The sequence below is a fragment of the Streptococcus uberis genome (assembly GCF_900475595.1).
Lineage (GTDB): Bacteria > Bacillota > Bacilli > Lactobacillales > Streptococcaceae > Streptococcus > Streptococcus uberis.
Map to the genome: position 1 here is coordinate 1,006,779 of NZ_LS483397.1, position 24,444 is coordinate 1,031,222.

21 protein-coding genes and 1 riboswitch are annotated in these 24,444 nt (G+C 35.3%); of the genes, 2 read left to right on the forward strand and 19 right to left on the reverse strand.

What is annotated here, in order from left to right; all coding sequences use genetic code 11:
* Window positions 1-16 precede the first annotated feature (16 nt).
* The 6 genes from DQM95_RS05365 to pcrA all read right to left on the reverse strand — a co-directional run bounded on the left by DQM95_RS05365 (window position 17) and on the right by pcrA (window position 4,571).
* Window positions 17-538, reverse strand: a complete 522-nt coding sequence (locus tag DQM95_RS05365) for an Asp23/Gls24 family envelope stress response protein (RefSeq protein WP_037592108.1) — start codon at window positions 536-538, stop codon at window positions 17-19.
* A gap of 67 nt (window positions 539-605) precedes the next feature.
* A complete protein-coding gene (locus DQM95_RS05370) occupies window positions 606-800 on the reverse strand; it encodes a DUF2273 domain-containing protein (protein WP_012658481.1) in 195 nt (64 codons plus the stop codon).
* A gap of 10 nt (window positions 801-810) precedes the next feature.
* The gene (amaP, locus tag DQM95_RS05375) at window positions 811-1,392 is read right to left on the reverse strand and encodes an alkaline shock response membrane anchor protein AmaP (protein WP_037592106.1); all 582 of its coding nucleotides are present in this window, start codon (window positions 1,390-1,392) and stop codon (window positions 811-813) included.
* 58 nt (window positions 1,393-1,450) lie between these two features.
* The gene (locus tag DQM95_RS05380) at window positions 1,451-1,696 is read right to left on the reverse strand and encodes a GlsB/YeaQ/YmgE family stress response membrane protein (RefSeq protein ID WP_012658483.1); all 246 of its coding nucleotides are present in this window, start codon (window positions 1,694-1,696) and stop codon (window positions 1,451-1,453) included.
* Window positions 1,697-1,759: 63 nt separating this feature from the next.
* Complete coding sequence (locus tag DQM95_RS05385) at window positions 1,760-2,005, reverse strand: GlsB/YeaQ/YmgE family stress response membrane protein (RefSeq protein WP_012658483.1); 246 nt, start codon at window positions 2,003-2,005, stop codon at window positions 1,760-1,762.
* Between the two features lie 298 nt (window positions 2,006-2,303).
* The gene (gene pcrA, locus DQM95_RS05390) at window positions 2,304-4,571 is read right to left on the reverse strand and encodes a DNA helicase PcrA (RefSeq protein ID WP_111685961.1); all 2,268 of its coding nucleotides are present in this window, start codon (window positions 4,569-4,571) and stop codon (window positions 2,304-2,306) included.
* 290 nt (window positions 4,572-4,861) lie between these two features.
* Window positions 4,862-4,949: riboswitch (glycine riboswitch) on the forward strand.
* A gap of 125 nt (window positions 4,950-5,074) precedes the next feature.
* On the opposite strand from pcrA, the gene DQM95_RS05395 reads away from it, so the two are divergent.
* Together DQM95_RS05395 and DQM95_RS05400 are read left to right on the forward strand one after the other, a co-directional pair.
* Complete coding sequence (locus tag DQM95_RS05395) at window positions 5,075-6,400, forward strand: alanine/glycine:cation symporter family protein (RefSeq protein WP_046391310.1); 1,326 nt, start codon at window positions 5,075-5,077, stop codon at window positions 6,398-6,400.
* Between the two features lie 69 nt (window positions 6,401-6,469).
* Entirely contained in the window at window positions 6,470-7,708 is a 1,239-nt protein-coding gene (locus DQM95_RS05400) for a cation diffusion facilitator family transporter (protein ID WP_037592104.1), read from the forward strand.
* 31 nt (window positions 7,709-7,739) lie between these two features.
* On the opposite strand, the gene DQM95_RS05405 is transcribed toward DQM95_RS05400, so the two are convergent.
* The 13 genes from DQM95_RS05405 to DQM95_RS05465 form a co-directional block, all read right to left on the reverse strand.
* The gene (locus DQM95_RS05405) at window positions 7,740-8,573 is read right to left on the reverse strand and encodes an amino acid ABC transporter substrate-binding protein (protein WP_037592103.1); all 834 of its coding nucleotides are present in this window, start codon (window positions 8,571-8,573) and stop codon (window positions 7,740-7,742) included.
* Between the two features lie 20 nt (window positions 8,574-8,593).
* Window positions 8,594-9,223: an amino acid ABC transporter ATP-binding protein gene (locus tag DQM95_RS05410; RefSeq protein ID WP_037592101.1), complete on the reverse strand. Its 630-nt coding sequence runs from the start codon at window positions 9,221-9,223 to the stop codon at window positions 8,594-8,596.
* Between the two features lie 9 nt (window positions 9,224-9,232).
* Window positions 9,233-9,874, reverse strand: coding sequence for an amino acid ABC transporter permease (locus DQM95_RS05415; protein WP_012658490.1), 642 nt, complete (start codon window positions 9,872-9,874; stop codon window positions 9,233-9,235).
* A 95-nt stretch (window positions 9,875-9,969) separates the two neighbouring features.
* On the reverse strand, window positions 9,970-10,305 hold the full coding sequence (locus DQM95_RS05420; protein WP_037592099.1) for a zinc ribbon domain-containing protein YjdM: 336 nt from the start codon (window positions 10,303-10,305) through the stop codon (window positions 9,970-9,972).
* 137 nt (window positions 10,306-10,442) lie between these two features.
* Window positions 10,443-11,591 carry a mannitol-1-phosphate 5-dehydrogenase gene (locus tag DQM95_RS05425; protein ID WP_037592097.1) on the reverse strand — a complete coding sequence of 383 codons (1,149 nt, stop codon included), beginning with the start codon at window positions 11,589-11,591 and terminating at the stop codon, window positions 10,443-10,445.
* 27 nt (window positions 11,592-11,618) lie between these two features.
* Window positions 11,619-12,056, reverse strand: coding sequence for a PTS sugar transporter subunit IIA (locus DQM95_RS05430; RefSeq protein WP_012658493.1), 438 nt, complete (start codon window positions 12,054-12,056; stop codon window positions 11,619-11,621).
* A gap of 1 nt (window position 12,057) precedes the next feature.
* Window positions 12,058-14,010, reverse strand: a complete 1,953-nt coding sequence (locus DQM95_RS05435) for a BglG family transcription antiterminator (RefSeq protein WP_037592095.1) — start codon at window positions 14,008-14,010, stop codon at window positions 12,058-12,060.
* A gap of 25 nt (window positions 14,011-14,035) precedes the next feature.
* Window positions 14,036-15,802, reverse strand: coding sequence for a PTS mannitol-specific transporter subunit IIBC (locus DQM95_RS05440; protein WP_037592093.1), 1,767 nt, complete (start codon window positions 15,800-15,802; stop codon window positions 14,036-14,038).
* 122 nt (window positions 15,803-15,924) lie between these two features.
* Complete coding sequence (gene glmS, locus DQM95_RS05445; RefSeq protein WP_037592091.1) at window positions 15,925-17,739, reverse strand: glutamine--fructose-6-phosphate transaminase (isomerizing); 1,815 nt, start codon at window positions 17,737-17,739, stop codon at window positions 15,925-15,927.
* A 166-nt stretch (window positions 17,740-17,905) separates the two neighbouring features.
* Entirely contained in the window at window positions 17,906-18,463 is a 558-nt protein-coding gene (gene lepB, locus DQM95_RS05450) for a signal peptidase I (protein WP_012658497.1), read from the reverse strand.
* Window positions 18,464-18,592: 129 nt separating this feature from the next.
* Window positions 18,593-20,095, reverse strand: coding sequence for a pyruvate kinase (gene pyk, locus DQM95_RS05455; protein ID WP_012658498.1), 1,503 nt, complete (start codon window positions 20,093-20,095; stop codon window positions 18,593-18,595).
* Between the two features lie 68 nt (window positions 20,096-20,163).
* Complete coding sequence (gene pfkA, locus DQM95_RS05460; protein ID WP_012658499.1) at window positions 20,164-21,177, reverse strand: 6-phosphofructokinase; 1,014 nt, start codon at window positions 21,175-21,177, stop codon at window positions 20,164-20,166.
* 79 nt (window positions 21,178-21,256) lie between these two features.
* Window positions 21,257-24,361, reverse strand: a complete 3,105-nt coding sequence (locus DQM95_RS05465) for a DNA polymerase III subunit alpha (protein WP_012658500.1) — start codon at window positions 24,359-24,361, stop codon at window positions 21,257-21,259.
* Between the last annotated feature and the right edge of the window lie 83 nt (window positions 24,362-24,444).

Consider the following 24,444-nt stretch of genomic DNA (forward strand, 5'->3'; position numbering starts at 1 on the left):
AGCAGAAATGATGATCTTATTGAACACGCGGTTCAGTTGAAACTGCGTTATCGGTAGCAGATTTTACGTTACCTATTTGTTTGCTCGTAAACTGACTGGTTGCATGTGCAGCATCTGTCACTTTATCTTGTAATGTAACTTTATCAGCTTCGTGTTGTTCTTTTGTTTTGATGTCAACAACATTAACATTGACTTCGATGACATCAAGGTCTGTCATTTTTTTAACTTCTGTTTCAACAATAGCTTTAATCTCATCAAAGATAGTTGGAACATGTTTTTGATATTCTGCAATGATATCTAAATCGACAGCAACTTGTTTTTTACCTACTTCTACATTAACTCCGTCACGAACTGAGTCTGTATTAACAAGCTTATTTTTAATATTTGATAGATAACCACCATTAACTGCGAGTAAGCCATCAACATGTTCAATTGCTAGTCCTACAATTTTTTCAATAACTTTATTTTCATATGTTAATTCACCACGAATGGTTGGAGTTTGAGTTGGTTGTGTGTTTTTAATAAATGTATCAGTCATAGTCTTTTTCTCCTATTCTACATTGTAAAAAAGTTCCTGTTATGAAAAGTGATATTATGTAAATGTATTACCGACGGTTTTGTTTAAACAGTTGTTCTAATATGCCAGTTTTTTTAACAAATAGCCCAGCATAAACACCTAAAATGATAAAAATAATAGCTAAAAGTGTTTTAAATAATCCAAATGACATTAGCAATACAGCTAAAACTAAACCAAGGATACCACCAATAATGGGATACTTGTATTTTTCGTAAAACTCCATATTGTATCTCCTATTCTACACGATTGCGCTTACCGTATTTCATTTCGGTTTCTGCTATGTCTTTAACATAAACATTAAATTTGACAGGTTTATCAATTCCAAAAAAGTCATTTAAACCTTTTTCGATACCCTCTTTTATGCCATTGACTTGTTCACTAACAGCAACCCGTGAATCAAGTTTTCCAGCAACATTAATATTAAATTTACGTTTGTAAAGTTCAGCAGTTACACTCGGTTTTGTCATCAAACCTGATTGTTGCATAGCTGTCCTAACATAACCTTCAATAGCAGATTTTTTTAAAAGTAAAGAACCTTGATTTTTACTTAATTGAACTTCAGTATAGGTTCTTGGGTAAAAAATAATGACTAAAATACCAATAATCGTTAATAAGGCAAGTGTTACTGCTATCCAGTAGAAATAATAGTAAAGTCCAGGATTAAGGAAACCTGGGATTTTATCTAAATCCCAAGCAAACCAATTAAGACTAGACGGCATCTTTAAGTAGCCTTGAGTCACACCCATTACCATGATAAAAATGGATAAAAGGATTAGACCCAAAAGACTATAAATAATCTTTAGAAATTTCGCCATACTGACCTCTTTCTATGTCCTTCTCTTTTAATCGGGAGTTTTTATGTTTTAAAAATGATTAATTGAGTTTGCTAAGAATAAATGAAGTCACAATAACCACAATCACTGCACCAATAATTGATGGAATCAATGCCATTCCAGCTAATGATGGACCCCATGTTCCTAATAGAGCTTGACCAATGTAAGCTCCGACTAAACCTGCAAGAATATTAGCAATCCATCCCATTGATCCACCGTGCTTTGTTAATGCACCAGCGATAAGTCCAATAATACCACCTACGATTAATGTCCAAATAATTCCCATAATAATTCTCCTTTAATTTATTCTCTTTAATTTCAGTTATCAATAACTACTTAATGATACTGACTAATTTAATTTACTTAGAATAAATGAAGTCACAATAACTACAATCACTGCACCAATAATTGATGGAATCAATGCCATTCCAGCTAATGATGGACCCCATGTTCCTAATAGAGCTTGACCAATGTAAGCCCCTACTAAACCTGCTAGGATATTAGCAATCCATCCCATTGATCCACCGTGTTTTGTCAATGCACCAGCGATAAGTCCAATAATACCACCTACGATTAATGTCCAAATGATTCCCATGATAATTCTCCTTTTCTTTTGGTACTATTGTACCTAGGGTTTACGTTATGAAAAATGAAATTCATTTTTCTTACTAACAGCAATCACTTGACATTCCAAAGTGACTACCTAAATATAATATCTAGTGTCATTTAATAACAAATTACAATCATAGATAAGAAATCAGTTGATTTATACACGTTATTAAAGTGACCACTCGATATTTTATTTATATTGTTATTATACATTACTAAAATGAATTTGCAAGAAAAAAGCATTATTTTATAAAAAAAAGAAAGCTATGTAAATTAGCCTTCAATTATATCTTATTTATTTTTTCAATTGGAGCAACGCTTGCAAGTAATTTTTTGAGTCCAACTTCTGGAAATTTTATTTTAAGTTCCGTACTCTGTCCATTCCCTGTTACTTCTAAAACAGTACCATCTCCCCACTTTTTATGTCTAGCCAGGTCTCCGATTTCCCACGTCACATTTTCATTTGAATGATTTGAAACAGCTATCTGTGTCTGTTGTACCTGTGCTTTACGACTTTGAATAGCTTGCGATAAGGACATGCCTTTTCCAAATTGATGTTGCTTTTCGTTAGAGTAACGAACACCAAATGAACTATTCGCAGGTCGCGCCAATCCTTGAAAGGCTAATAAGTCTTCAGAAATTTCTCTTAAGAACCGTGATGGACGATTGTAATTCGTTTTACCAAACAAGGTACGTGTATTGGCATTAGTTAAGAATAAAATTTGTTCTGCTCTCGTGATACCTACATAAGCAAGACGTCTTTCTTCCTCTAACTCATCTTGATCTTCAGATGCTCTAGATAAAGGAAAGACACCTTCCTCCATACCGATTAGGAAGACAACTGGAAATTCTAGCCCTTTTGCAGCGTGCAGGGTCATTAAGGTTACTTCTGCACTCTCCGTTTTATCATCATCAGTATCCGCAATTAAGGCTAAATCATTTAAAAAACGACCCAATGTATCAATGCCACTTTCATCATTGGTAGGCGACTGGTTATCATCAAAGTTTTTGGTAACTGATAAAAACTCTTCAATATTTTCAATTCGAGCTTGACTTTCTAGTGTATTTTGAATTTTTAATTGTTCCAAGTAACCGGTTTTTTCTAATAATGCTTCAGCTAATTCGGTAATGGATAAATGATCTAAGTCTTGCCTTAGTGATGTCAATAAAGTGGCCAAATCAGTTATTGCTTGAGCTGCTTTTCCTTTTAATGGGGATAAAAACAAATTACTAGATGCCTCTAATAATGACAATTGACTATCATAGGCATATAGTCGTAATTTCTCTAAGGTACCAGGACCAACTCCTCGCTTGGGTTCATTGACAATTCTTTCAAAAGAAATATTATCTGATGGATTGGCTACGATATTGAGATAAGCAATAAGATCACGAATTTCTTTACGACTGTAGAATTTTGTACCGCCAACCATCGTATATGGTATATTGGATTTTAAAAAGGCTTCCTCAATTGTGCGAGATTGGGCATTTGTACGATAAAGGACTGCAAAATCCTTGAAACTTTTTCCCAACTCTAAACACATATTAGAAATTGTAGATGCAATAAAGACCGCTTCGTCTCGTTCATCATTGGCTCTATGGTAAACAATCTTTTCACCCTGATCATTTTGAGTCCATAATTTCTTTTCTTTGCGATTTTTATTATACCTAATCACATCGTTAGCTGCTTGCAATATTGTTTTGGTAGAACGATAGTTTTCTTCTAATAGAACTACTTTTGCCTTAGGATAGTCTTTTTCAAAATCTAATATATTCTGCATGTCAGCGCCACGCCAGCCATAAATAGACTGGTCAGCATCACCAACCACACAGATGTTCTGAAATCTGGATGCCAGTAATTTTACCAACTGATATTGAGCATGGTTGGTATCTTGATATTCATCCACATGGATATACTGATAGCGTTGTTGGTAATAAGAAAGAACCTCTGGATTTTTATCAAACAGCCTTAATGTCATCATGATTAAGTCATCAAAATCCATTGCTTCACTACGTCTTAGTTCTTCCTGATAGGCTTTGTAGCAACGTGCTACGATTTGCGAATACATATCAGATGCTTGCGCTTCATATGCCATTTCATCTAATAAATCATTTTTAGCATTTGAAATTGTTCCCAGAATTGAGCGTTCATTCCATTTTTTGGGATCCAAGTTTAGGTTTTTCAGGATACGTTTCATCAATGTCCGTTGTTCCCCAGGATCAACAATGGTAAAGTTTCGATTGTAGCCAATATGATCAGCTTCTCTTCGTAAAATTCTGACACACATTGAGTGAAAGGTAGCAATCAAAGTTTCTTGAGTTGCTGGATTTAATAAGAGTGCCCTTTCACGCATTTCACGCGCAGCTTTATTGGTAAAGGTAATGGCTAGAATATTCCATGGATTAACACATTTTTCATCAATCAAATAGGCAATTCGGTGTGTTAATACGCGTGTCTTACCCGATCCAGCTCCAGCCATGATTAAAAGAGGGCCCTCAGTTGTTTCTACGGCTTCTGCTTGTCTATCATTCATTCCATTTAATAAAGGATTCATGCTTTCTCCTACTTACTTGTTTTGCTAGTCATTTTCTTCTATCAACCTTAAAATTATAACATGATATTGATTAAATGAAAAATTGTATTAATTTTCAATACTATCTGTCGAAATATTATCGATAAAATAGTAAAAAGCAAATTATTTTTAAAATTTTATTGACATCATTCGTTATTTATTTTATGATAGAAGCAATTTAATAACACCGAATGATACCACACAGGAGAAGAAAGTAATTTCGCCGAAGGAGTTAAACTCTCAGGTGTTCAGAAATGAACGGGACTGTTGGTGGACGGACTTCTGGAGAGACCTTTTTAGGCGCCGAAGGGGCAAGGCAACTGTGCTCAATCTCTCAGGCAAAAGGACAGAAGGTAACAGATAAATAGATTAAGTATGTCTTTTCACATTACTTATGTTTTTTTGTCACCTATTTCAGAAGTCATCTCATGAGATGACTTCTTTTCTTTTGGGGTATCATTCTCTATTTTTTAAGGAGATATTTCATGTTACCATATGCAATTGCAGTCGATAATTTTGTTTGGGGACCGCCCTTACTGATTCTTTTAGTAGGTACTGGTATTTATTTATCTATTCGTTTAAGACTTCTACAAATTCTAAAGTTGCCACTGGCCTTTCGTTTAATTTTTGCGGAAGATCAAGGACACGGTGATATTTCAAGCTATGCTGCGCTTGCTACTGCTCTTGCCGCAACAGTGGGAACAGGAAATATAGTTGGGGTGGCAACAGCAATCAAATCTGGTGGTCCAGGTGCCTTGATTTGGATGTGGGTAGCAGCCTTTTTTGGTATGGCTACTAAGTATGCTGAAGGCGTTTTGGCCATAAAGTATCGAACCAAAGACGCAAAAGGCGAGATTTCAGGTGGGCCGATGTATTACATTGTTAATGGTATGGGGACAAAATGGCGACCTCTAGCCATCTTATTTGCTATTTCAGGTATTCTGGTCGCTTTATTTGGGATTGGTACCTTTGCGCAAGTCAATTCAATCACCTCTGCTATTAACCATAGTTTTGGATTATCCTCTCAAATAACGAGTATCCTTATCGCAATCGTAGTGGCTTGTATCATTTTTGGTGGGATACAATCTATTTCTAAGGTAGCTGAAAAAATTGTTCCATTTATGGCTATTATTTACATACTCGCAACACTTGCCATTATTCTTGCAAATAGCAAAATGCTTCTCCCAACTTTTATGCTGATATTTAAATCGGCCTTTACACCAACTGCTGCACTTGGGGGATTTTCAGGCGCTTTGGTTAAAGATGCCATTCAAAAAGGAATTGCTCGTGGTGTATTCTCAAATGAGTCCGGCTTAGGATCTGCTCCGATTGCTGCCGCTGCAGCAAGAACCAACGAACCTGTTGAACAAGGACTGATCTCAATGACAGGAACCTTTATTGATACCATCATCATTTGTAGTCTTACAGGATTTGCCATTTTAATAACAGGACAATGGACAAGTCATTTAGAAGGTGCCCCGTTAACACAGGCAGCATTTGCTTCTGTTTTTGGACATGTAGGTATTCACGCTCTGACATTTTCATTGGTACTCTTTGCATTTACAACAATTCTTGGCTGGTCATACTATGGCGAGAGATGTTTCGAATTCCTTTTTGGCACAAAAGGCATTACACTCTTTAGACTTTTCTTTGTTTTTATGGTAGGTTTAGGCGGCTTTTTAAAATTAGAATTAATTTGGATTATCGCAGATATTGTTAATGGTTTAATGGCCTTGCCCAACTTAATTGCCCTGTTGGCTCTCTCACCCATTATTATTAGTGAAACGCAACGCTATTTTAACAAAAAGTAAGTCATTTGATATTTTTTTCTCCTTCTAAAAATATGCTATAATAAGGGCATTGAATAAAGAGGAGAAAACATGAATCAAAATCCAATTGAAAATTTAAGAATAGCTAAACGTGGTCCCATTGTAAGTATTGTTGCATATCTTGTGATTAGTATTGCCAAACTTATCTTTGGATATAGTTTTCATTCAAATTCCCTCGTTGCTGACGGTTTTAACAACTTATCAGATATTGTAGGCAATGTGGCCTTATTGTTTGGATTGCATTTGGCTAGTCAACCAGCAGATGCTAATCATAAGTTTGGCCACTGGAAATTTGAAGATTTGTCCAGCCTTATCACATCCTTTATTATGTTTATTGTGGGTTTTCAAGTCTTAATACAAACCCTTCAAGCCATCTTTTTTGGAAAAGAAACCGCCATTGATCCCTTAGGTGCTATTGTAGGAGTCATCTCAGCACTCATCATGCTTTTGGTTTATGCTTATAATAAACGCCTCTCCAAGAGAGTTAAATCCAGTGCCTTAGTTGCAGCTTCTAAGGATAACTTGTCAGACGCTATCACTTCAATTGGAACATCAATAGCCATCGTTGCAGCTTCCCTCCATTTACCTATCATTGATAGAATAGCTGCAATTGTTATCACATTTTTCATTCTTAAAACAGCTTATGATATTTTTATGCAAAGTGCCTTTAGCTTATCAGATGGATTTGACAATAAGCATCTTAAAAAGTATGAAGCTGCTATTCTTGAAATTCCCAAAATTACAGCGGTTAAATCACAAAGAGGACGTACATACGGAAGCAATGTTTACCTTGATATTGTTCTAGAAATGAATCCTGACTTATCCGTATACGAAAGCCATGCTATTACTGAGCAAGTAGAGCAACTGCTAAGTGAACGATTTGCAGTATATGATATTGACATTCATGTGGAACCTTCCAAAATACCAGAAGATGAACTCATGTCCAATGTCACAAAGAAGCTATTCAAAAATGAAAAGATTATCCTTTCAAAAATCCCTGACTATGAAGACTTTATTTCTCCAGACTTTAAGTTAATTGATAAAGATGGACAGATGTATAGTCATGATGAATTTATAAAAAGAAAAACCTTTTACCCTAGTAATTTTGAACAATTTCATGTACAATCTATTAGCCAGAAAACCAAACTAATTAGCTATGTTTTAGAAGGGAATCGACATACAAGTATCTGGCGAAGAAATGAAGTTTGGTACCTCATTTTCCATCAGATTTCAGCAAATGATACTCTCAAAGCTAAAACAAAGAATTATAAAATTACAAAACTATACTAAAAAAGAAAGGCATTTATTTGCCTTTCTTCTTTTATTGTTTCATCTTATCCGTCGCAACATCTTCTCCAAACCATTTTTGAGAAATTTCTTGGAATTTTCCATTCTTATAAAGTTTAGTAAATGCTGAATTGATATTTTTAAGTAATGTTTTGTCTTCTTTACGAACGCCAACTGCAAAATCTTCGCCATCAAATTCACTCTTGACAATATTGTAATTGGTTAACTCGCCTTCTTGTTTCAAATAATAGTTAGCATAAACTTTATCAATTAAAAGACCATCAATACGGTCGTTTTTTAAATCAATAAAAGCTTGGGTAAAGGTTTCATATTGAGTTGCATCTTTATCTTTAACAATATCTTTTAAAATTTTAGGATTGCTTGTAAATGCATCATAACCAGATGATCCAGATTGAGCTCCCAAAACTTTTCCTTTCATAGCAGCAAATGAATTGATATTTGAGGATTTTTTGGTTACTAAAACTTGTTCATTTTTCATATATGGAGTAGAAAAAGCAACTTTTGCTTGACGTTCTTTTGTCACAGAGTAACCATTCCAAATCATGTCTATTTTTCCATTTTTCAATTCAGTTTCTTTTAAATCCCAGTTAATTGGTTGGAATTTGACTTTAATTCCATATTCCTGGAAAACGGCTTTGGCTAATTCAACATCAAAACCAGTGTTCTTACCTGATTCATCTTTAAATCCCATTGGAACAAAAGTATTATCAAAACCTAAAGTGATACTCTTTTCTTTTTTATAAGTATCCCACTGATCAGTTTTAGCAGCACTGCTTTTTCCGCATGCTACTACAAACAATGTACTTGCTAATGCTAATGTTGTTAGGAGTATTTTTTTCAAGTTCATTACTATATCCGCCTTTTTTCTTATTTCGGATTTACTTTTAAAATGCGATCCGATATGGATTCAGCAAAAGCTAAATCATGGGTTACGACAATTTGTGTCATACCCATTTCCTTGTTTTGTAGAATCAATTTCTCAACTTCTTGCCGTAGTTCTGGATCCAAAGCACTTGTTGGTTCATCATAACCAATAATCTGTGGATCAATCATCATAGCTCTGGCAAGGGCGACCCTTTGTTTCTGTCCACCAGAGAGAGAGTGGGGATACACCAACAGATGGTCTTTTAAGCCCAAGCGAGTTAAGAGTTCAATAGCTTTATTCTTTGCTTCTTCTTTTTTAAGCCCCATCGTTATCGTTGGAGACAATATCAAGTTGTCCAAAACTGTCAAATGTGGGAAGAGCTGAAAGTCCTGAAAAACAAAACCTAAGAGATTTCTATTTTCCAAATGGTTTATAGGAACCTGTTCACCATTATAGAAAATATCACCGGAATCAATAGGTTCTAATCCAGCAAGCATTCGAAGGAGGGTTGTTTTTCCACCACCAGAAGGCCCAACTAGAGAAAGAATTTGGCCATCTTCAACAGTTAAGTTAAAATGATCGAAAATATGTTTTTGACCAAACTTCTTTGAAATATTTTTGAGTTCTAACATATGGCCTCCTTATTTATAATAACTAAATTTTTTCTCTACTTGTTTTGAAATAATCGTTACAATTCCAATTAATAGTAAATAGATCAATCCAGCAATGAACATTGGTGCTAAAGTAGCATCTCTGTTTGCGGCTGTTTTACTAGCTAATAGCAAATCACCGACACCCAAGACGTATACCAATGAGGAATCTTTAACAAGGTTGATAACCTCGTTAAAAACACTTGGTAAAACGATTTTAAAAACCTGAGGTAAAATGATATGCTGTATGGTTTGAAAAGGTGTTAATTTTAAAACCTTAGCTGCTTCATACTGACCTTTAGGGATTGCTTCAATACCGCCTCTGAAAATTTCCGCGAAGTAAGCGGCATAATTCATGGTAAATGCCAAAATAGCTGCCGGCATACGGTCAAAGGTGACACCTACACTTGGTAAGACGTAATAAAAGAAAATGAGTTGTAAGAGCAATGGTGTACCCCTCATTATCCAAACATAAAGTGTCAAAAACCATTGCAAAGGTTTAAAATTCACTTTCATGAGAAAAGCAAAAACTGCCCCTAATGGAATGGATAAAATAATAACAATAAAAAAAACTTGAAGTGTAATTTTGGCACCATCCAATAGACTCGGAAGCACCTGTAAAATATATGACATGATTTCTCCTAAATTTAAATAGGTGTTCTCATTATATCAAATTATCAGACATTTCGGGAGAACTTTGTATAAAAATACAATCCAATATATAAGGATTATAGTTTTTTGACAAATTCTGATTTCAATTTCATGGCACCAAAACCATCAATTTTACAATCAATATTATGATCACCTTCTACTAATCGAATATTTTTGACACGCGTACCTTGTTTAATATCTTTGGGTGCACCTTTAACTTTTAAATCTTTAATAACAGTTACTGTATCGCCATCTGATAGAAGATTACCATTGCTATCACGAACTTCTATTTGTTCTGAATGCTCTTCTTCTTGCCCTGGAGTCCATTCAAATGAACACATAGGACAAATTAATAGATGTCCATCTTCATAAACATATTCTGACTGACAGTTTAAACAATTTGGTAATGACATATTAGCCCCCTTAAATGATGAATCGAAATTCTTATTTCATATATTCTACTTTAGTATATGGATTTTGACAAGATGAATGCGTTATCAGAAATATTTTTATAAAAAAACTCTCTTTTTTGAAGAGAGTTTTCGAATGATTAAGATAAGGACTCTATACTGTCGATGATTTCTGAAATCAATTCTTGGTCTTCTAGACCTGTCACATCTCTAACAACTTTTTCAAGGTCATTGTCTGAAAGCATGACTTGCAGTTGTGTACTTTGTTCATCATTAGGATCTTTGTAATTGAAAACATAGGCAACTGTTTTTAAAAGATTTTGGTAAGAAAGACCACGTTCTTTTAACTCGCGTATTGGTCGAATAAAACGTTCATCAAAACCAAGTTTACGAATCGGTGTACGAGCAACACGTACTACATCATCGACAATATATGGGTTTTCGAAACGACTAATAATAACACCATGATAAGCTTTCAACTCTTCATGATCAAAGTCCCATTTTGCGACTAAGAGGCTTCTAATTTCTTCTAAGACAGCTTCTAACTGTTCTTTGACCTCTGGTAATTGCAAAGCTTCTAAAATTGTTTTAGCACCAGCATAGGCACCTGTGTAAGCTGAGGTTGCATGTCCTGAGTTAACAGAGAATAATTTACGTTCAATAAATGGCTCTAAATCCTCTTCATAGTGAACACCTTCTAAACGTAGCTCTTTATTTTTCATACGTCTAGTTTCAACAACCCATTCATTAAACGGTTCTACTACAACAAACAAGGGATCTTCATGGCTTTGAGCCGGAACAATACGGTCAACAGCTGCATTTGGGAAACCTACGTATGTATCTACATAAGTCATATCTTCTTCCGTCAAATACTTTTGTACTTCTTCAAGTAAAAATTGAGAGCCACCAATCATATTTTCGCAGGCTAAAACATCAATAGCTTGCTCAGATCCATTCTCACGACGTTTTTGAATACCTTTGGCAACCAATTCAGCAATAAAAGGTAAGATATTTGGACCGATTGCTGTTGTTATTAAATCAGCTTCAGCAATTGCTTCAACCACTTGTTCAGGATTAAGACGATTATTAATACCAGAAACATGTTCAACGGTCACATGACGTTTACCATCCTCTGCAATTTCGATGTCATATGAATGTCTTTCATTTAAGGCATTAATAATAGCTTCGTTAACATCTACGAATTGAATAGCGAATTGATTGGCTGATAAAATTTCACCAATAAATCCGCGACCAATATTTCCCGCTCCAAAATGTACTGCTGTTTTCATTATGTTCTCCTCTCACATTAACAGATACTACTCAACAGAATTGAGTAATGTAATCACTTCTTCACTTGTTTTAGCATCAGCTAGTTTGATGACATTATCAACATCAGCGCAGAAAATGGATATTTTTTGAATCAACTGAAGGTGTTCATCTCCAATGCCAGCGATTCCAAATAATACTGTTGCAATTTGAGGTTTTTCTTCAGTTCCAAAATTAACACCATCTGGGACTTGAACAACAACTAGTCCTGATTTTTTGACTTTTTCTTTTGCTGCATCTGTTCCATGTGGTATCGCAATAAAGTTCCCCATATAAACAGAGAGTTCATTATTTCGATCTACCATTGCTTGAATATAATCTTCTTCAACATAATCAAAATGATAAAGAAGTTGACCACAAAAACGAATGGCTTCTTCATAATGAGTGAAGGATTGATTCAATTTGATTAATTCTTTTTGAAATTCCATTTTAATTCTCCAAATGTTTTATTTTTTCTGTAAAAATTTGATTGAGTAATTGGTAAATAATATCATAATTACCCGTTTTGTATATTTCAGTATAGAGATGATTTTCAATGATTGATTGACTTATTGCAGTCATCAAATCTCTGATTTCCTCATCTTCTTCTAGCCGCGTCAGCATGACTAAAATCCGTTTAACTTCCTCATCTTGTCCATTCATCGATGTTGCAATAACTGGATTTTCCAATTCAACAACCTTAAAGGAAGATTTTTGAACTTTACTAGATTGGGTATGAAGTAATGCCAATCCTGTTTCTGGAATAGCCATAGGACTCTCTTTAAAACGATTTAATAACTTTTGACTTAAATAAGGGTAATCAGTAACATCTTCTAGTCTTCTAATCAGTTCAACAACGGTTTGTTCAAAAGAATTGTCATTTTTTAGGCTTGTCAAACTAAAATGGTTCAAAATCAATTGCGAAGCATTGAAATAGTCTTTAAATATTGGAGGCTGAAAAAATGTTGAATCCTCGCGTCGTTTAATGTCACGATTGATCTGAATGTTTTGTAACCACTGTTCTAGTTCAATTAATTCGTTTGGAGTTGGGAAAGTTGAGACTAAATGAACCTTGTCATTAGCAAATAATTTTGTAGATAAAACAGCGTCATATCTCTCAAAATCCTCCTCATCCAATTGAGAACTTCCTTTTGTTTGAATATATTCCACAAAAGGCGCTATTTGTTTTAACCGTGACATGAGAAGTTCAGTGGCTAAGGGACGTTCATCCGTTAGTAAGAGTAAGCGAATGGGATAAATTGTCGGACTTCTTCTCAAACTGGATGCAAAATGAAGTGTTATGAGTTCGAACTCCGATTCACTTTGAAGGTACGTTGGAAAAATTTCAATCACTAACAGACGAATAAGGCGATGAAGGTAATCGTTATGATGGAGCGCTTCATGTGCTAAATCTGATATGTTACTATCAGCAAATATGATAGGCACCGCTAGACTTAATCTGATGTGGTTAAATAAAAATTTAAATAGTGTCTTATCTTTTGTAAAATTAATTTTGGTATATAAAGCTACCTTATCAATTAGGTTAGAAACATTGTAATAAAATTCGCTATCAAAATTTTCTTGAAAAAGTGGGGTCTCTTGACGTTTTAAAACGAATTGATCTAAAAGTCGAGCAAAATACAAGATCTCTTGAATAGAATATAAGGATTTGGTCTCTTTAGAAAATTCTCCATAAACTTTTTGAGAAAAATCCAAAGCCAGTTTACTCACTTGGTGTGAGGAACTCTCAATCTCTTGCCAATTACTTAGTGCCAAAAGGATTGAGAAAAACTGCATTAACTTTGAATCCATTTCAGGAATATCTGACTGATATTTTTGAAATGTATCTCTAGCTGCCCTCATTCGATCTAAAGGAATAAGATCAAAATAACCTGTTTTCAACTTCCAAAAATCAGAAATGGATTGATTATTAGATAAAAGGACTGCTAATAACCATCTTTTTTGCTTTTGGGAATCGGTTACCTGGTAACCCTTTTGACGCTTGAGTAGAATGTTGAAATCTGCCAAACGTTTCTCAACAATGGCAATATCCTGAATAATAGTGACATTACTGACAGCTAATTTCTCTTGTAAGAATTCATTTGTGATTTCTTGATTGGCTATCAAAAGATAATACGTAATCAAGTTCAGTCTTTCATTTTTTGAGAAATTATCCTGACTTGAAAATGCTCTTAATTCTTCAAGTTCACCTGTTAAATAATATTTTTGATCTTCCTTAATAATACTGATATTCAAACTCTCAAGACTGTCCGTCAACTCATTTAAAACACGATATACCGTCCGTCTTGATACTTTTAAAATATCTCCCATATTATCAATTGAAAGCTTTCCATAATTCAGGAAAGCTTTCAATAATTGTTCTTCACGTTTTGTTAGTAGCATAATGTCATTATACACCATTTTGTCGTTATTTATGCATGCGATCTACCATTTTATCATATTCTGGAGTTGTTACTAGACTATCAACTACTAGTAATTGAGCTTGTGGTGCGAATTGCTGCGCTACAGATTGGTTAGCAATGTTAGTGACAACTAAAATATTTTTAGAATTGAAAGCAACTAGTTGATGATTTTCAACTTTAGAAACTGGAATTCCAACGCCTCTATTTTTGAAAATTTCGACCAGGGTTGCCTGACCCATTGTTGCTGAACCTTTGTTCTCACCATAGGCAAATACAACTTCATCAATATAATTTAAATCAACAACTTCTTCTTTTGCTGAAGCTTGCTCAAAATCTTTTGCAAGTTCAGCACTAGACTTTTTTGCTAATTGAGCAACAATTTCGTCATATTTTGGAGTGGCTAAGAAGTTATCAACTGAAACATGAACAGCACGTGGTGTTTTCTGAGCAGCGCGCGGTGCAAGCTCTTGTTGAGTAACAATTAATGTGTTAGTTACATCTGTTAAATTTGAAATAGCTTTGTTGGTTACAGGTATTGAAAGTCCTGCTTTTTTTACTTTATCACGAAGGATTGAAGCACCCATTGCAGAGCTACCCATTCCTGCATCACAAGCAAAGATAATTTGTTGAATATCATCACTTGAAAATTGTGCTGATGCTTGAGAGGAAAGAGTTTGGCCTTTTGATTCTGCTTTTGCTGCTTGAGTTGCTGCCTGAGCTTCAGCCAATGCGCTTTCATCATCTACTGATTTATCTGCTTTAAGAATAACAGAAGCAATTAAGAATGAAACAAGTGCTGCTGAGAAAACACCTGTTAAAACAGCTAAGTAGCTTCCACCTTTAGGAACCATACTTAAGATAGCAATGATGGAACCTGGTGAAGCTGGTCCACCAAGACCTGAACCTAATAATTGGTTAAAGAATGTACCTGTAACCCCACCACCGATGACAGCTAAGAATAAAGCTGGTTTCATCATGACATAAGGGAAGTAAATTTCGTGGATACCTCCAAGGAAGTGAATGATTAATGCACCCCATGAAGAAGATTTAGCAGCACCTTTACCAAAGACTAAGTAAGCAAGTAAAATACCAAGACCTGGCCCAGGGTTAGCTTCTAATAAGAAAAGAATTGATTTTCCTGTTTTAGCAACTTGTTCAGCTCCAAGTGGTGTAAAAATACCATGGTTTAGAGCGTTATTAAGGAAAAGAATCTTAGCTGGTTCAATTAGGATATTAGCTAACGGTAATAATTTCATATCAACGATAGCTTGTACACCATTACCAATAGCTGTTGTAAAGATTGCCACAAATGGACCAACTAATTTAAAGGCTAACAAGAGTAAACCAAATCCAATTAATCCAGCTGAGAAATTGTTTACTAACATTTCAAAACCTGGACGAATTTTTTCTTGGAAAGCTTGGTCAAATTTTTTAATTGCCCAACCTCCAAGTGGTCCCATTGCCATTGCACCGATAAACATTGGTACTTCAGAACCAGCAACTGCACCGAAGGTTGCGATTGCACCAACTACTGCTCCGCGTTGTCCATGAACAACATAACCACCAGTGTAACCAATTAATAGTGGTAGCAAATAAGTGATTGCAGGACCTACCGCTTTTGCAAATTCTGCATTTGGTAACCAACCTGTTGGAATAAATAGGGCTGTTAAAACACCCCAGGCAATAAATGCGCCAATGTTAGGCATAACCATATTTGATAATGCTGTACCTAATTTTTGGACTTTAACTTTAAGTGAAGATTTTTGTTCCATTAGAACGCCTCCTAAATTATTTACAATTTTATCTTATCATGGAAACGCTGACATCAGAACTCAAACTTTGGCACAAAAGCTGTGACACAAAAAAGACATCTGAAAGATGCCTTTAAAATCTATTATTCTACAGTAACGGCTTTTGCCAAATTACGTGGTTTGTCAACATCAAGGCCACGTTGTAATGATGCATAGTAAGCAATAAGTTGTGTCGGAATGACCATTCCAATAGTTGCTAAATATGGATGTACTTTATTGACAACAATGTCATCACCTTCACGGTCCAAACCTTCTTCAACAACAGTTAAGACACTAGCTCCACGTGCTGCAACTTCTTGGATATTTCCACGAGTATGAGCTGCAACAAGTTCACTTGAAGAAATCAAGCCGATAACAGGTGTGCCATCTTCAATGAGAGAAATTGTACCATGTTTTAATTCACCAGCTGCAAACCCTTCACATTGAATGTATGAAATTTCTTTTAATTTCAAAGAAGCTTCCATGGCAACATAATAATCATTACCACGACCAATATAGAAAGCATTGCGGGTTGTCGCTAATAATTTCTCAACTTTTGATGCAATGAAATCTTTTTCAGAAAGGGTTGCTTCAATAGATTGAGCGACTAGAGAAAGTTCATGGACTAAGTCAAACTCTAAAGCTTCTTTTTTACCATTTGCTTCACCAACTGCTTTTGATAAGAAAGCAAGTGCTGCAACCTGAGCAGTATAGGCTTTTGTTGAAGCAACTGCAATTTCTGGTCCAGCATGTAGTAACATGGTGTAGGTAGCTTCACGTGACAGTGTTGAACCTGGTACGTTTGTGACCGTTAAACTTGGGATCCCCATTTGGTTAGCTTTAACCAAAACTTGTCGACTATCAGCAGTTTCACCTGATTGACTCAACAAGATAAACATTGGTTTTTGACTTAAGAGTGGCATATTATACCCCCACTCAGAAGCAACACCAAGTTCAACAGGTGTATCAGTTAATTGTTCAATCATTGCTTTTGAAGCAAAACCAGCGTTGTAAGATGTACCTGCAGCTAAGATGTAAATACGATCTGCTTCTTGAACAGTTTTGACAATGGCAGGATCAATTGCCATTTTTCCAGATTCATCAGAATAAGTTGAAATCAATTTACGCATAACAGTAGGTTGCTCATCAATTTCTTTTAACATGTAGAAAGGATAAGTTCCTTTTCCAATGTCAGATAAGTCTAATTCTGCTGTATATGAATCTCTTTCAAGTTGGTTACCATCATAATCTAAAACAGTCACTGAATCTTTTGTTAAGATAACAAGTTCTTTATCATGAATTTCCATAAATTGGCTGGTTTCACGAATCATAGCCATCGCATCAGAACATACCATATTATAGCCTTCGCCTAAACCAATGAGCAATGGAGATTTATTTTTAGCAACATAGATTGTATCAGCATCCTCTGTATCAATCAGGGCAAAAGCATATGAACCTTCAATAATTGAAAGTGCATTTTTAAATGCTTCCAGTACTGATAAACCATCTTCTTCTACAAATTTACCAATTAAATGAACAGCGATTTCAGTATCTGTTTGACCTTTAAATTCATGGCCTACTAAATACTCTTCTTTCATTTGAAGATAGTTCTCGATAACACCATTATGAACGAGTACAAAGCGGCTTGATGCAGAAGTATGTGGGTGAGCATTTTCAACGGTTGCTTGTCCATGAGTTGCCCAACGTGTATGTCCAATACCTGTACTACCAGCTACATCAATACCAATTTTTGAACGCAAATCTGCAATTCTTCCTACAGACTTAACTAGACTTGACTTGTCACCATTGGCAACAAAAATACCAGCTGAATCATAACCACGGTATTCTAATTTCTCTAAACCTTGCATCAAAATATCAGTCGCATTTCGATTTCCTACGACTCCAACAATACCACACATTATTATTTACCTTAGTAAGAATAACTTACTACCTTTTCTTATTAATTAAATTGGTATAGTCAAATAAAACTACCCAAAAAGCTATGTTTTAAGTATATACCACCTATTTTATCTTGTCAAACATTTTATTGGTATAGTCTAATTTTAAAAATGAGTAGTCAATTGACTACTCATTTTCTATAAATCCAAATTGATCTAGAGGTAGAATTTTAAAGGTAATAACACCCTTAATCTGTGACTTATCAATTAAACCAAACTCACGACTATCATTTTTATTTTGACGATTATCATTTAATAAAAGGTATTTTCCGCTTGGAATAACTTTATTATTACCCTTAGAAATGGTTGTGATATTAAAATCTTCAGTAAACAATGACCCCATTGGAGAGGTTGTCAAAAAATCATTTTTTGTTTTTTCAATATAGGGTTCATCAACAACTTGATTATTGATATATAAAATATCATCCATGGATGTAGCGCTTTGACCAGCACTGGCAATCACACGACTGACATAATCTTTGTCATCAATCCTATATACAACAAAATCTTTATACTTTGGCTTAATGTTTCTACGTATCGTTACTAAATCTCCATTTTTTAGATATGCATTTTCAGCTTCTTTATGAATTTCAAAAGTAGAAAAAACAAAAATTCTTAAGAGAATAAAGATAACGATAGCTAACAAAGCTAATATGATATTTCTGATAAAATCTCTTTTAACCATGACTACTCCTAATCTTTATTCTATTATAGCATGTTATCCAGAATAACAAAAGTTTGAAAAACTGATTGTTTACCAACTATTTTCAAGAAGACAATAAAAAAGCCATGAAAACTCATGGCTGAAACGAGATTATTTTACGGTACGAACGCGCATTGTGTTTGTTCCGCCTGATCCTACTGGAACACCAGCTACAATCACAATATTATCACCTGATTGAACAAGACCTGTTTCAAGGGCAACTTGTTCAGCAACTTCAAACATATCATCTGTAGAAGATGGTTTTTCTGCAAGAACTGGAGTAACACCCCAATAGATCATCAAAGCACGTTGAACTTTTTCATCAAAAGTAACAGCTAAGATGTCAGCATCAGGACGGAATTTAGAAATCGCACGTGCTGTATTACCAGTTTCAGTGATAGTAACAACAAGTTTGATATCCATTGACTGTGTAGCATCTTTAACAGCTGATGCGATAACATCTGTTTTATTTGTACGTGGGAATTTAGAAGAATCTAAACGACCATATTCGTTAAGAAGTGTTTGAGCATTCTTATCAATTGTAGCCATTGTACGAACAGATTCAACTGGGTATTTACCATTTGCAGACTCACCAGAAAGCATTGTAGCGTCTGTACCATCGATAACAGCGTTAAAGACGTCAGAAACCTCTGAGCGTGTTGCACGTGGTTTTTCAGTCATTGTTTCAAGCATATTTGTAGCTGTGATAACAGCTTTACCAGCGGCATTTACTTTTGTGATAATCATTTTTTGGAATACTGGAACCATTTCAAATGGTACTTCAATTCCCATGTCACCACGGGCAATCATGATACCATCAGCAGCTTCAATGATTTCATCAAGATTATCAATACCTTGTTGGTTTTCAATTTTAGCAAACAATTGAACGTGTTCATTACCTGTTTCACGACAGATTTGACGAACTTCTTCAACATCTTTTGCAGTACGAACAAATGAAATAGCGATAAAGTTAAGTCCTTGTTCAAGACCAAAACGGATATCAGCATTGTCACGCTCTGCTAAAGCTGGGAATGGGATTTTTGTGTTAGGGATATTAACACCTTTTTGTTTTGCAATAATCCCATCATTTTCAACTTCAACAACAAATTGACGAGTTGCAATGTCTTTTTCAATAACTTTAAGTCCTAATTTACCATCATCGATAAGGATAGTGTGTCCAACTTCGACTTCGTCGTAAATATCAAGTCCACCAGCAACGCTAAGCGCAATAACATCACGGCTTGATAGAACTCCTTGCTCAGTTGTAACACGGATACGTTCACCAGTTGTGTAGCTGTATTCTTTTGCATCATCAGCAAATAATTCAGTACGCATTTCTGGACCTTTAGTATCTAAAAGAAAGGCTACTTTTTGACGAGCCATTTCTTCTGCACGTCTTACAGTTGCCATACGGTCACCTTGTTCTTTGTGGTCGCCGTGTGAGAAATTGAAACGGAAAACATTAGCGCCAGCTTCGATTAATTCAGCAATCTTTTTAGCTGATGCTTCAACATCAAGTTGACCAGCCCAATAGCCATCTTCTCCATATTTTTTTCCGCCACGGATTTCTACCGCAGGACCAAGTGTTGCAACAATTTTTACGCGTTTATTCATATTAAATGAAACTCCCTTTTATTTTTGTCGATTACCGACGATTTACAAAAAATGATTAAATGAGTGACTTATCTTGAAAGTGAACGATTTAATTTAGCGAAATCAAGACGTGCTCTATGTGGATTGTTAACGATGATTTTACCATCTTCACCCAATGAGAATAAAGCACCTTCTTCTGCACTACCTAAAATTGGACTTTCAACAAGTTCTTCATTATGAATACCAACTGCAAAACCACCTTTACCTTGTTTAAGTAATTCAACAGCGTGTGATCCCATCCAAGATGCAATAACACGGTCACGTGCAGTTGGTGAACCACCACGTAGAATATGTCCAAGGTTTGTCACACGGAGATCACTTGTATTTCCAGCTGCTTTTAATTCTTGAGCAAATTGGTCACCACTCATAACACCTTCAGCTAAAACAATGATGTGGTGATTTTTACCTTGTTTTTTGAAATCATCATCGATTGTTTTGACAACTTGTTGGATATTGAATTCTTCTTCAGGTACGATAATTTGGTCTGCACCACTTGCAATACCTGCCCAAAGAGCAATATCACCAGCGTTACGTCCCATAACTTCAACAACAAATGTACGTCCATGACTTGAAGAAGTATCACGCAATTTATCAATTGCTTCAACAGCAGTATTAACTGCAGTATCAAATCCGATAGTGTAATCTGTACCAGCAATATCGTTATCGATTGTTCCTGGGATACCAACTGCAGGGAAACCATGCTCAGTTAGTCTCATAGCTCCATGATAAGAACCATCTCCCCCAATAACAACAACACCTTCAATGCCATGTTTTTTAAGTTGTTCAATACCTGCTAATTGTCCTTCTAAATTAGCAAATTCAGGATAGCGAGCAGAATATAAGAAAGTTCCACCACGAGAAATTTTGTCACCAACACCTTTAGAGCTAATTGGGAAAATATCTCCGGCAACTAAACCAGCATAACCATGGTTTACTCCGTAAACTTCCATTCCTTCTGAGATTGCTTTACGAACAACCGCTCTAATCGCAGCATTCATACCAGGGGCGTCACCACCACTGGTTAAAACAGCAATACGTTTCATTTTTAGGTACTCCTTTAATTAATTTAACGTTTTAATTATAGCATATTACTTTGCAAATTTCTTCACTATAGAGCTTTTTTTATCGATAAACCGTTTTCAGTACAAAATCTTTTAGTTCAGACTCTAAATCTTCACTGACTCGAACTAAAATACCAGGTATTTTAAGGGTTTCTTTGCTCTCTTTATAATGAATAATGACTGGAAAATCACCGGGGTGGCGTCTTAAAATGCTTGCAATCATCTTATCATTTTCATGAGATTCAACTAACAACCAAAAATTCTTACTGCTAGCCATTTCAATGTTTTCTAGAACAACTTGCAAACGACCATCTCGTTCTTTAACGCGTCCTTGTATAAAGACCATTTGCCCCTCAACAAGCAAGGAGTGCACTTTACTGAACTGCTCTGGAAAAACGGTGACATCGCACTTTTTCTTGGTATCAGTGACTGTTAGAAAGGCCATTTGTTGTCCATTTGATTTAGTTCGAATAACTCTTACTTTCTCAATTTGCACCAGCAATGTCACATCTGTATCTTTATAGAGTTTTGAAATAGGCGTAAAGTCCCTAGAGGTTTTTTCAGCAATCTCCAACAAGGGATGTTGACTTAATCCAATACCAATATACTCCTCTTCCATTCGATATTTTTCACTACTCGAAAAATCTTCGCATTCCGTCCAATTAAAAGAAGAATCAGCAAATAATGAACCAAGTTCTTTAACAAATACAAGTAAACCTTCATAATTTTGTAAAACTTTTTTACGGTTTTTTTCAAAAACATCAAACAAACCTACAGAGATAAGCGCTTCTAATATCTCTTTTTTCTGGTATTTGTCAGGCAGTTGGGTCAAGAAATTCTCAATACTTGTAAATGGCCTAGCTTCAATGATCCAATAAGCCAAATCACGAGGAAGATGCTTAATATTTTTCATTCCCATTAAGATGGTTCTGCCTTCCACCTTATCGTTGAATGGAATAGAATTAATGGATAAAGGCACAACGTTAAACTCAGAATCAAGGGCATCACTGATGTAATCACTTGTCGAATAATTCATAATCACATCAAAGAAAACAGATGGATAATGGACCTTGAAATATGCCAGTTGAAATGCTAGTGCTGAATATGCATAGGCATGACTCCTATTAAAACCGTACCCTGCAAACTTTTCCATGCGATTAAAAAGGAGTTTAGCTGTTTCTTCTGATCTTCCTAAAGCTCTTGCACCTTCCAAAAATTCAGACTCTAACTTCTTCATTTCAGAAATTTTCTTTTTGGACATAGCACGGCGTAAAAGATCGGCTTTGCCTAGGCTAAAACCTGCAAAGACTTGTGCAATCTGCATCACCTGTTCTTGATATAGCATAATGCCATAAGTTGGTTCTAAAATAGGAGCAATTATCGGATCGATTAAATCAATGGTTTCTTTTCCATTTCGACGCTTGATAAAATTACTGGTATAATCACTAGCCCCTGGCCTGTTCAAACTCGTTGTTGCAACGATTTCTTCAAACTTAACAGGTTTTATCCGTTTCAATAAACTGATGGCACCGCTTTGTTCAAACTGAAAAATCCCTTTGGTATCACCCTTGGCAAAGAGTTCTAATGTCTTTGGATCTTCTAAGTCAATCTCTTCAATAATGATGTTTTTCCCAAAATCTTTGGCAACTTTTTCTTTCATTTTTTGAACAAAAGTTAAGTTACGAAGACCTAAAAAGTCCATTTTCAAGAGACCATTAGCTTCAACTGAAGGTGCATCGTACTGGGTGATCATCATTTCATCCCCTTGTTTTAAAGGGATAAAATCTGTTAGGTTACTATCACTCATGACAATCCCAGCAGCGTGAATGGACGTTTGACGAGGGTTACCCTCTATACGTTTAGCAATGTCAAAAGCTTTTTGATATTCTAATCGACTCGCGATGGTCTGTCTAAAACTGATGTTATTATCATAGACAGAATGAAGTGAATCTTTAAATCCGATTTTCTTGGTCAGATGACTAATCTCGTATTCAGGTACTCCAAAACGCTTTAGAACATCTCTTAAGGCTTGTTTTGGACCGAACGTTGAGAAGGTTACAATCTGAGCTGAATGATTTGTACCATACCGATTCCGAACATATCTTAAAAATTCCATACGATAAATATCCGGTAAGTCAATATCAATATCAGGCATGCTAAAGCGTTCATTGTTTAAAAACCGTTCAAAGAGCAAGTTATTTTTGACAGGATCAATTCCAGTAATTTCCAATGCAAAAGCAACTAAACTCCCTGCAGCTGAACCTCGTCCCATCCCCATGTAGTAGCCTTTACTTCTTCCAAAACGAAGTAAATCCCAGACAATTAAAAAATAGTCCTCAAATCCCATTTCGGAGATAATGGTTAATTCATGATGTAAGCGACTGATATAGTTATCTTGCCACAATCCTCTTTTTTCAAGTCCTTCTTTGGTTAAGGCATACAATTGCTCTTTTGCTGGAACTTCGCGATTAAATCGTGGTAACTTAAATTGATTATCAAATTGGTAATGAATCCCCGAAACCAGTTTGTTTAGCCTTTCAATTGAACCTGGAAACCGTGTTTCAAAAATAGTAGAAATCTTCTGACTATCTTCAAACTTTTGATCTCCTTCAACAATTGCTGTTTCATTAAGACTAACGTTATCTCTTATTGCGTGTAACACTTGCAATGTCTGACGGTCTTCATCTTCGAAATAACGAACTGTTCTTAATGGAATAAGCTTTTTATGAGAATGTGGGAATTCTGTATCTTCGTAAACCCCAATATAATACTCAAATGGAAATGCTATTTCTTCCATATGTTTAAAATAGGGAATGATAACTTCCAAACCATCTAAATATTCCTTAAAATGCCTTTGGACATTTTCGGAAGACATGATTTGTGTGGATAATTTCAGGAGGTTTTGGTAACCCAAATTATTTTTAGCAATTAAAAATATGGGAATGAATTGATCACTGATGTGATAGTCAATTTCTAGTCCAAGGATAGCCTGAAGTCCATGACGTTCACAGCCTTTGATAAAATGATAAGCAGCATAGAGATTGTCTTTATCCATAATACCAATACTGCTATAGCCCAATTCTTTCGCCTTAGAAAAATAGCTTTCTAAATCTATTAGACTATCCATAAAGCTGTATACAGTTTTCGTATCGAGTTGTACAAACATGGCTACCCCTTCCTTAGTGTATTACAATTATTATACTATGATTTTCATTTTGTTGCTCTATTTATGGATTAATCTATGAAATT

What these genes read in the sequence shown, in the direction of transcription:
- DQM95_RS05365 (WP_037592108.1), bottom strand. Translation starts at nt 538, where the DNA reads ATGACTGATACATTTATTAAAAACACACAACCAACTCAAACTCCAACC.
- DQM95_RS05370 (WP_012658481.1), bottom strand. Translation starts at nt 800, where the DNA reads ATGGAGTTTTACGAAAAATACAAGTATCCCATTATTGGTGGTATCCTT.
- amaP (WP_037592106.1), bottom strand. Translation starts at nt 1,392, where the DNA reads ATGGCGAAATTTCTAAAGATTATTTATAGTCTTTTGGGTCTAATCCTT.
- DQM95_RS05380 (WP_012658483.1), bottom strand. Translation starts at nt 1,696, where the DNA reads ATGGGAATTATTTGGACATTAATCGTAGGTGGTATTATTGGACTTATC.
- DQM95_RS05385 (WP_012658483.1), bottom strand. Translation starts at nt 2,005, where the DNA reads ATGGGAATCATTTGGACATTAATCGTAGGTGGTATTATTGGACTTATC.
- pcrA (WP_111685961.1), bottom strand. Translation starts at nt 4,571, where the DNA reads ATGAATCCTTTATTAAATGGAATGAATGATAGACAAGCAGAAGCCGTA.
- DQM95_RS05395 (WP_046391310.1), top strand. Translation starts at nt 5,075, where the DNA reads ATGTTACCATATGCAATTGCAGTCGATAATTTTGTTTGGGGACCGCCC.
- DQM95_RS05400 (WP_037592104.1), top strand. Translation starts at nt 6,470, where the DNA reads ATGAATCAAAATCCAATTGAAAATTTAAGAATAGCTAAACGTGGTCCC.
- DQM95_RS05405 (WP_037592103.1), bottom strand. Translation starts at nt 8,573, where the DNA reads ATGAACTTGAAAAAAATACTCCTAACAACATTAGCATTAGCAAGTACA.
- DQM95_RS05410 (WP_037592101.1), bottom strand. Translation starts at nt 9,223, where the DNA reads ATGTTAGAACTCAAAAATATTTCAAAGAAGTTTGGTCAAAAACATATT.
- DQM95_RS05415 (WP_012658490.1), bottom strand. Translation starts at nt 9,874, where the DNA reads ATGTCATATATTTTACAGGTGCTTCCGAGTCTATTGGATGGTGCCAAA.
- DQM95_RS05420 (WP_037592099.1), bottom strand. Translation starts at nt 10,305, where the DNA reads ATGTCATTACCAAATTGTTTAAACTGTCAGTCAGAATATGTTTATGAA.
- DQM95_RS05425 (WP_037592097.1), bottom strand. Translation starts at nt 11,591, where the DNA reads ATGAAAACAGCAGTACATTTTGGAGCGGGAAATATTGGTCGCGGATTT.
- DQM95_RS05430 (WP_012658493.1), bottom strand. Translation starts at nt 12,056, where the DNA reads ATGGAATTTCAAAAAGAATTAATCAAATTGAATCAATCCTTCACTCAT.
- DQM95_RS05435 (WP_037592095.1), bottom strand. Translation starts at nt 14,010, where the DNA reads ATGCTACTAACAAAACGTGAAGAACAATTATTGAAAGCTTTCCTGAAT.
- DQM95_RS05440 (WP_037592093.1), bottom strand. Translation starts at nt 15,802, where the DNA reads ATGGAACAAAAATCTTCACTTAAAGTTAAAGTCCAAAAATTAGGTACA.
- glmS (WP_037592091.1), bottom strand. Translation starts at nt 17,739, where the DNA reads ATGTGTGGTATTGTTGGAGTCGTAGGAAATCGAAATGCGACTGATATT.
- lepB (WP_012658497.1), bottom strand. Translation starts at nt 18,463, where the DNA reads ATGGTTAAAAGAGATTTTATCAGAAATATCATATTAGCTTTGTTAGCT.
- pyk (WP_012658498.1), bottom strand. Translation starts at nt 20,095, where the DNA reads ATGAATAAACGCGTAAAAATTGTTGCAACACTTGGTCCTGCGGTAGAA.
- pfkA (WP_012658499.1), bottom strand. Translation starts at nt 21,177, where the DNA reads ATGAAACGTATTGCTGTTTTAACCAGTGGTGGTGACGCCCCTGGTATG.
- DQM95_RS05465 (WP_012658500.1), bottom strand. Translation starts at nt 24,361, where the DNA reads ATGTTTGTACAACTCGATACGAAAACTGTATACAGCTTTATGGATAGT.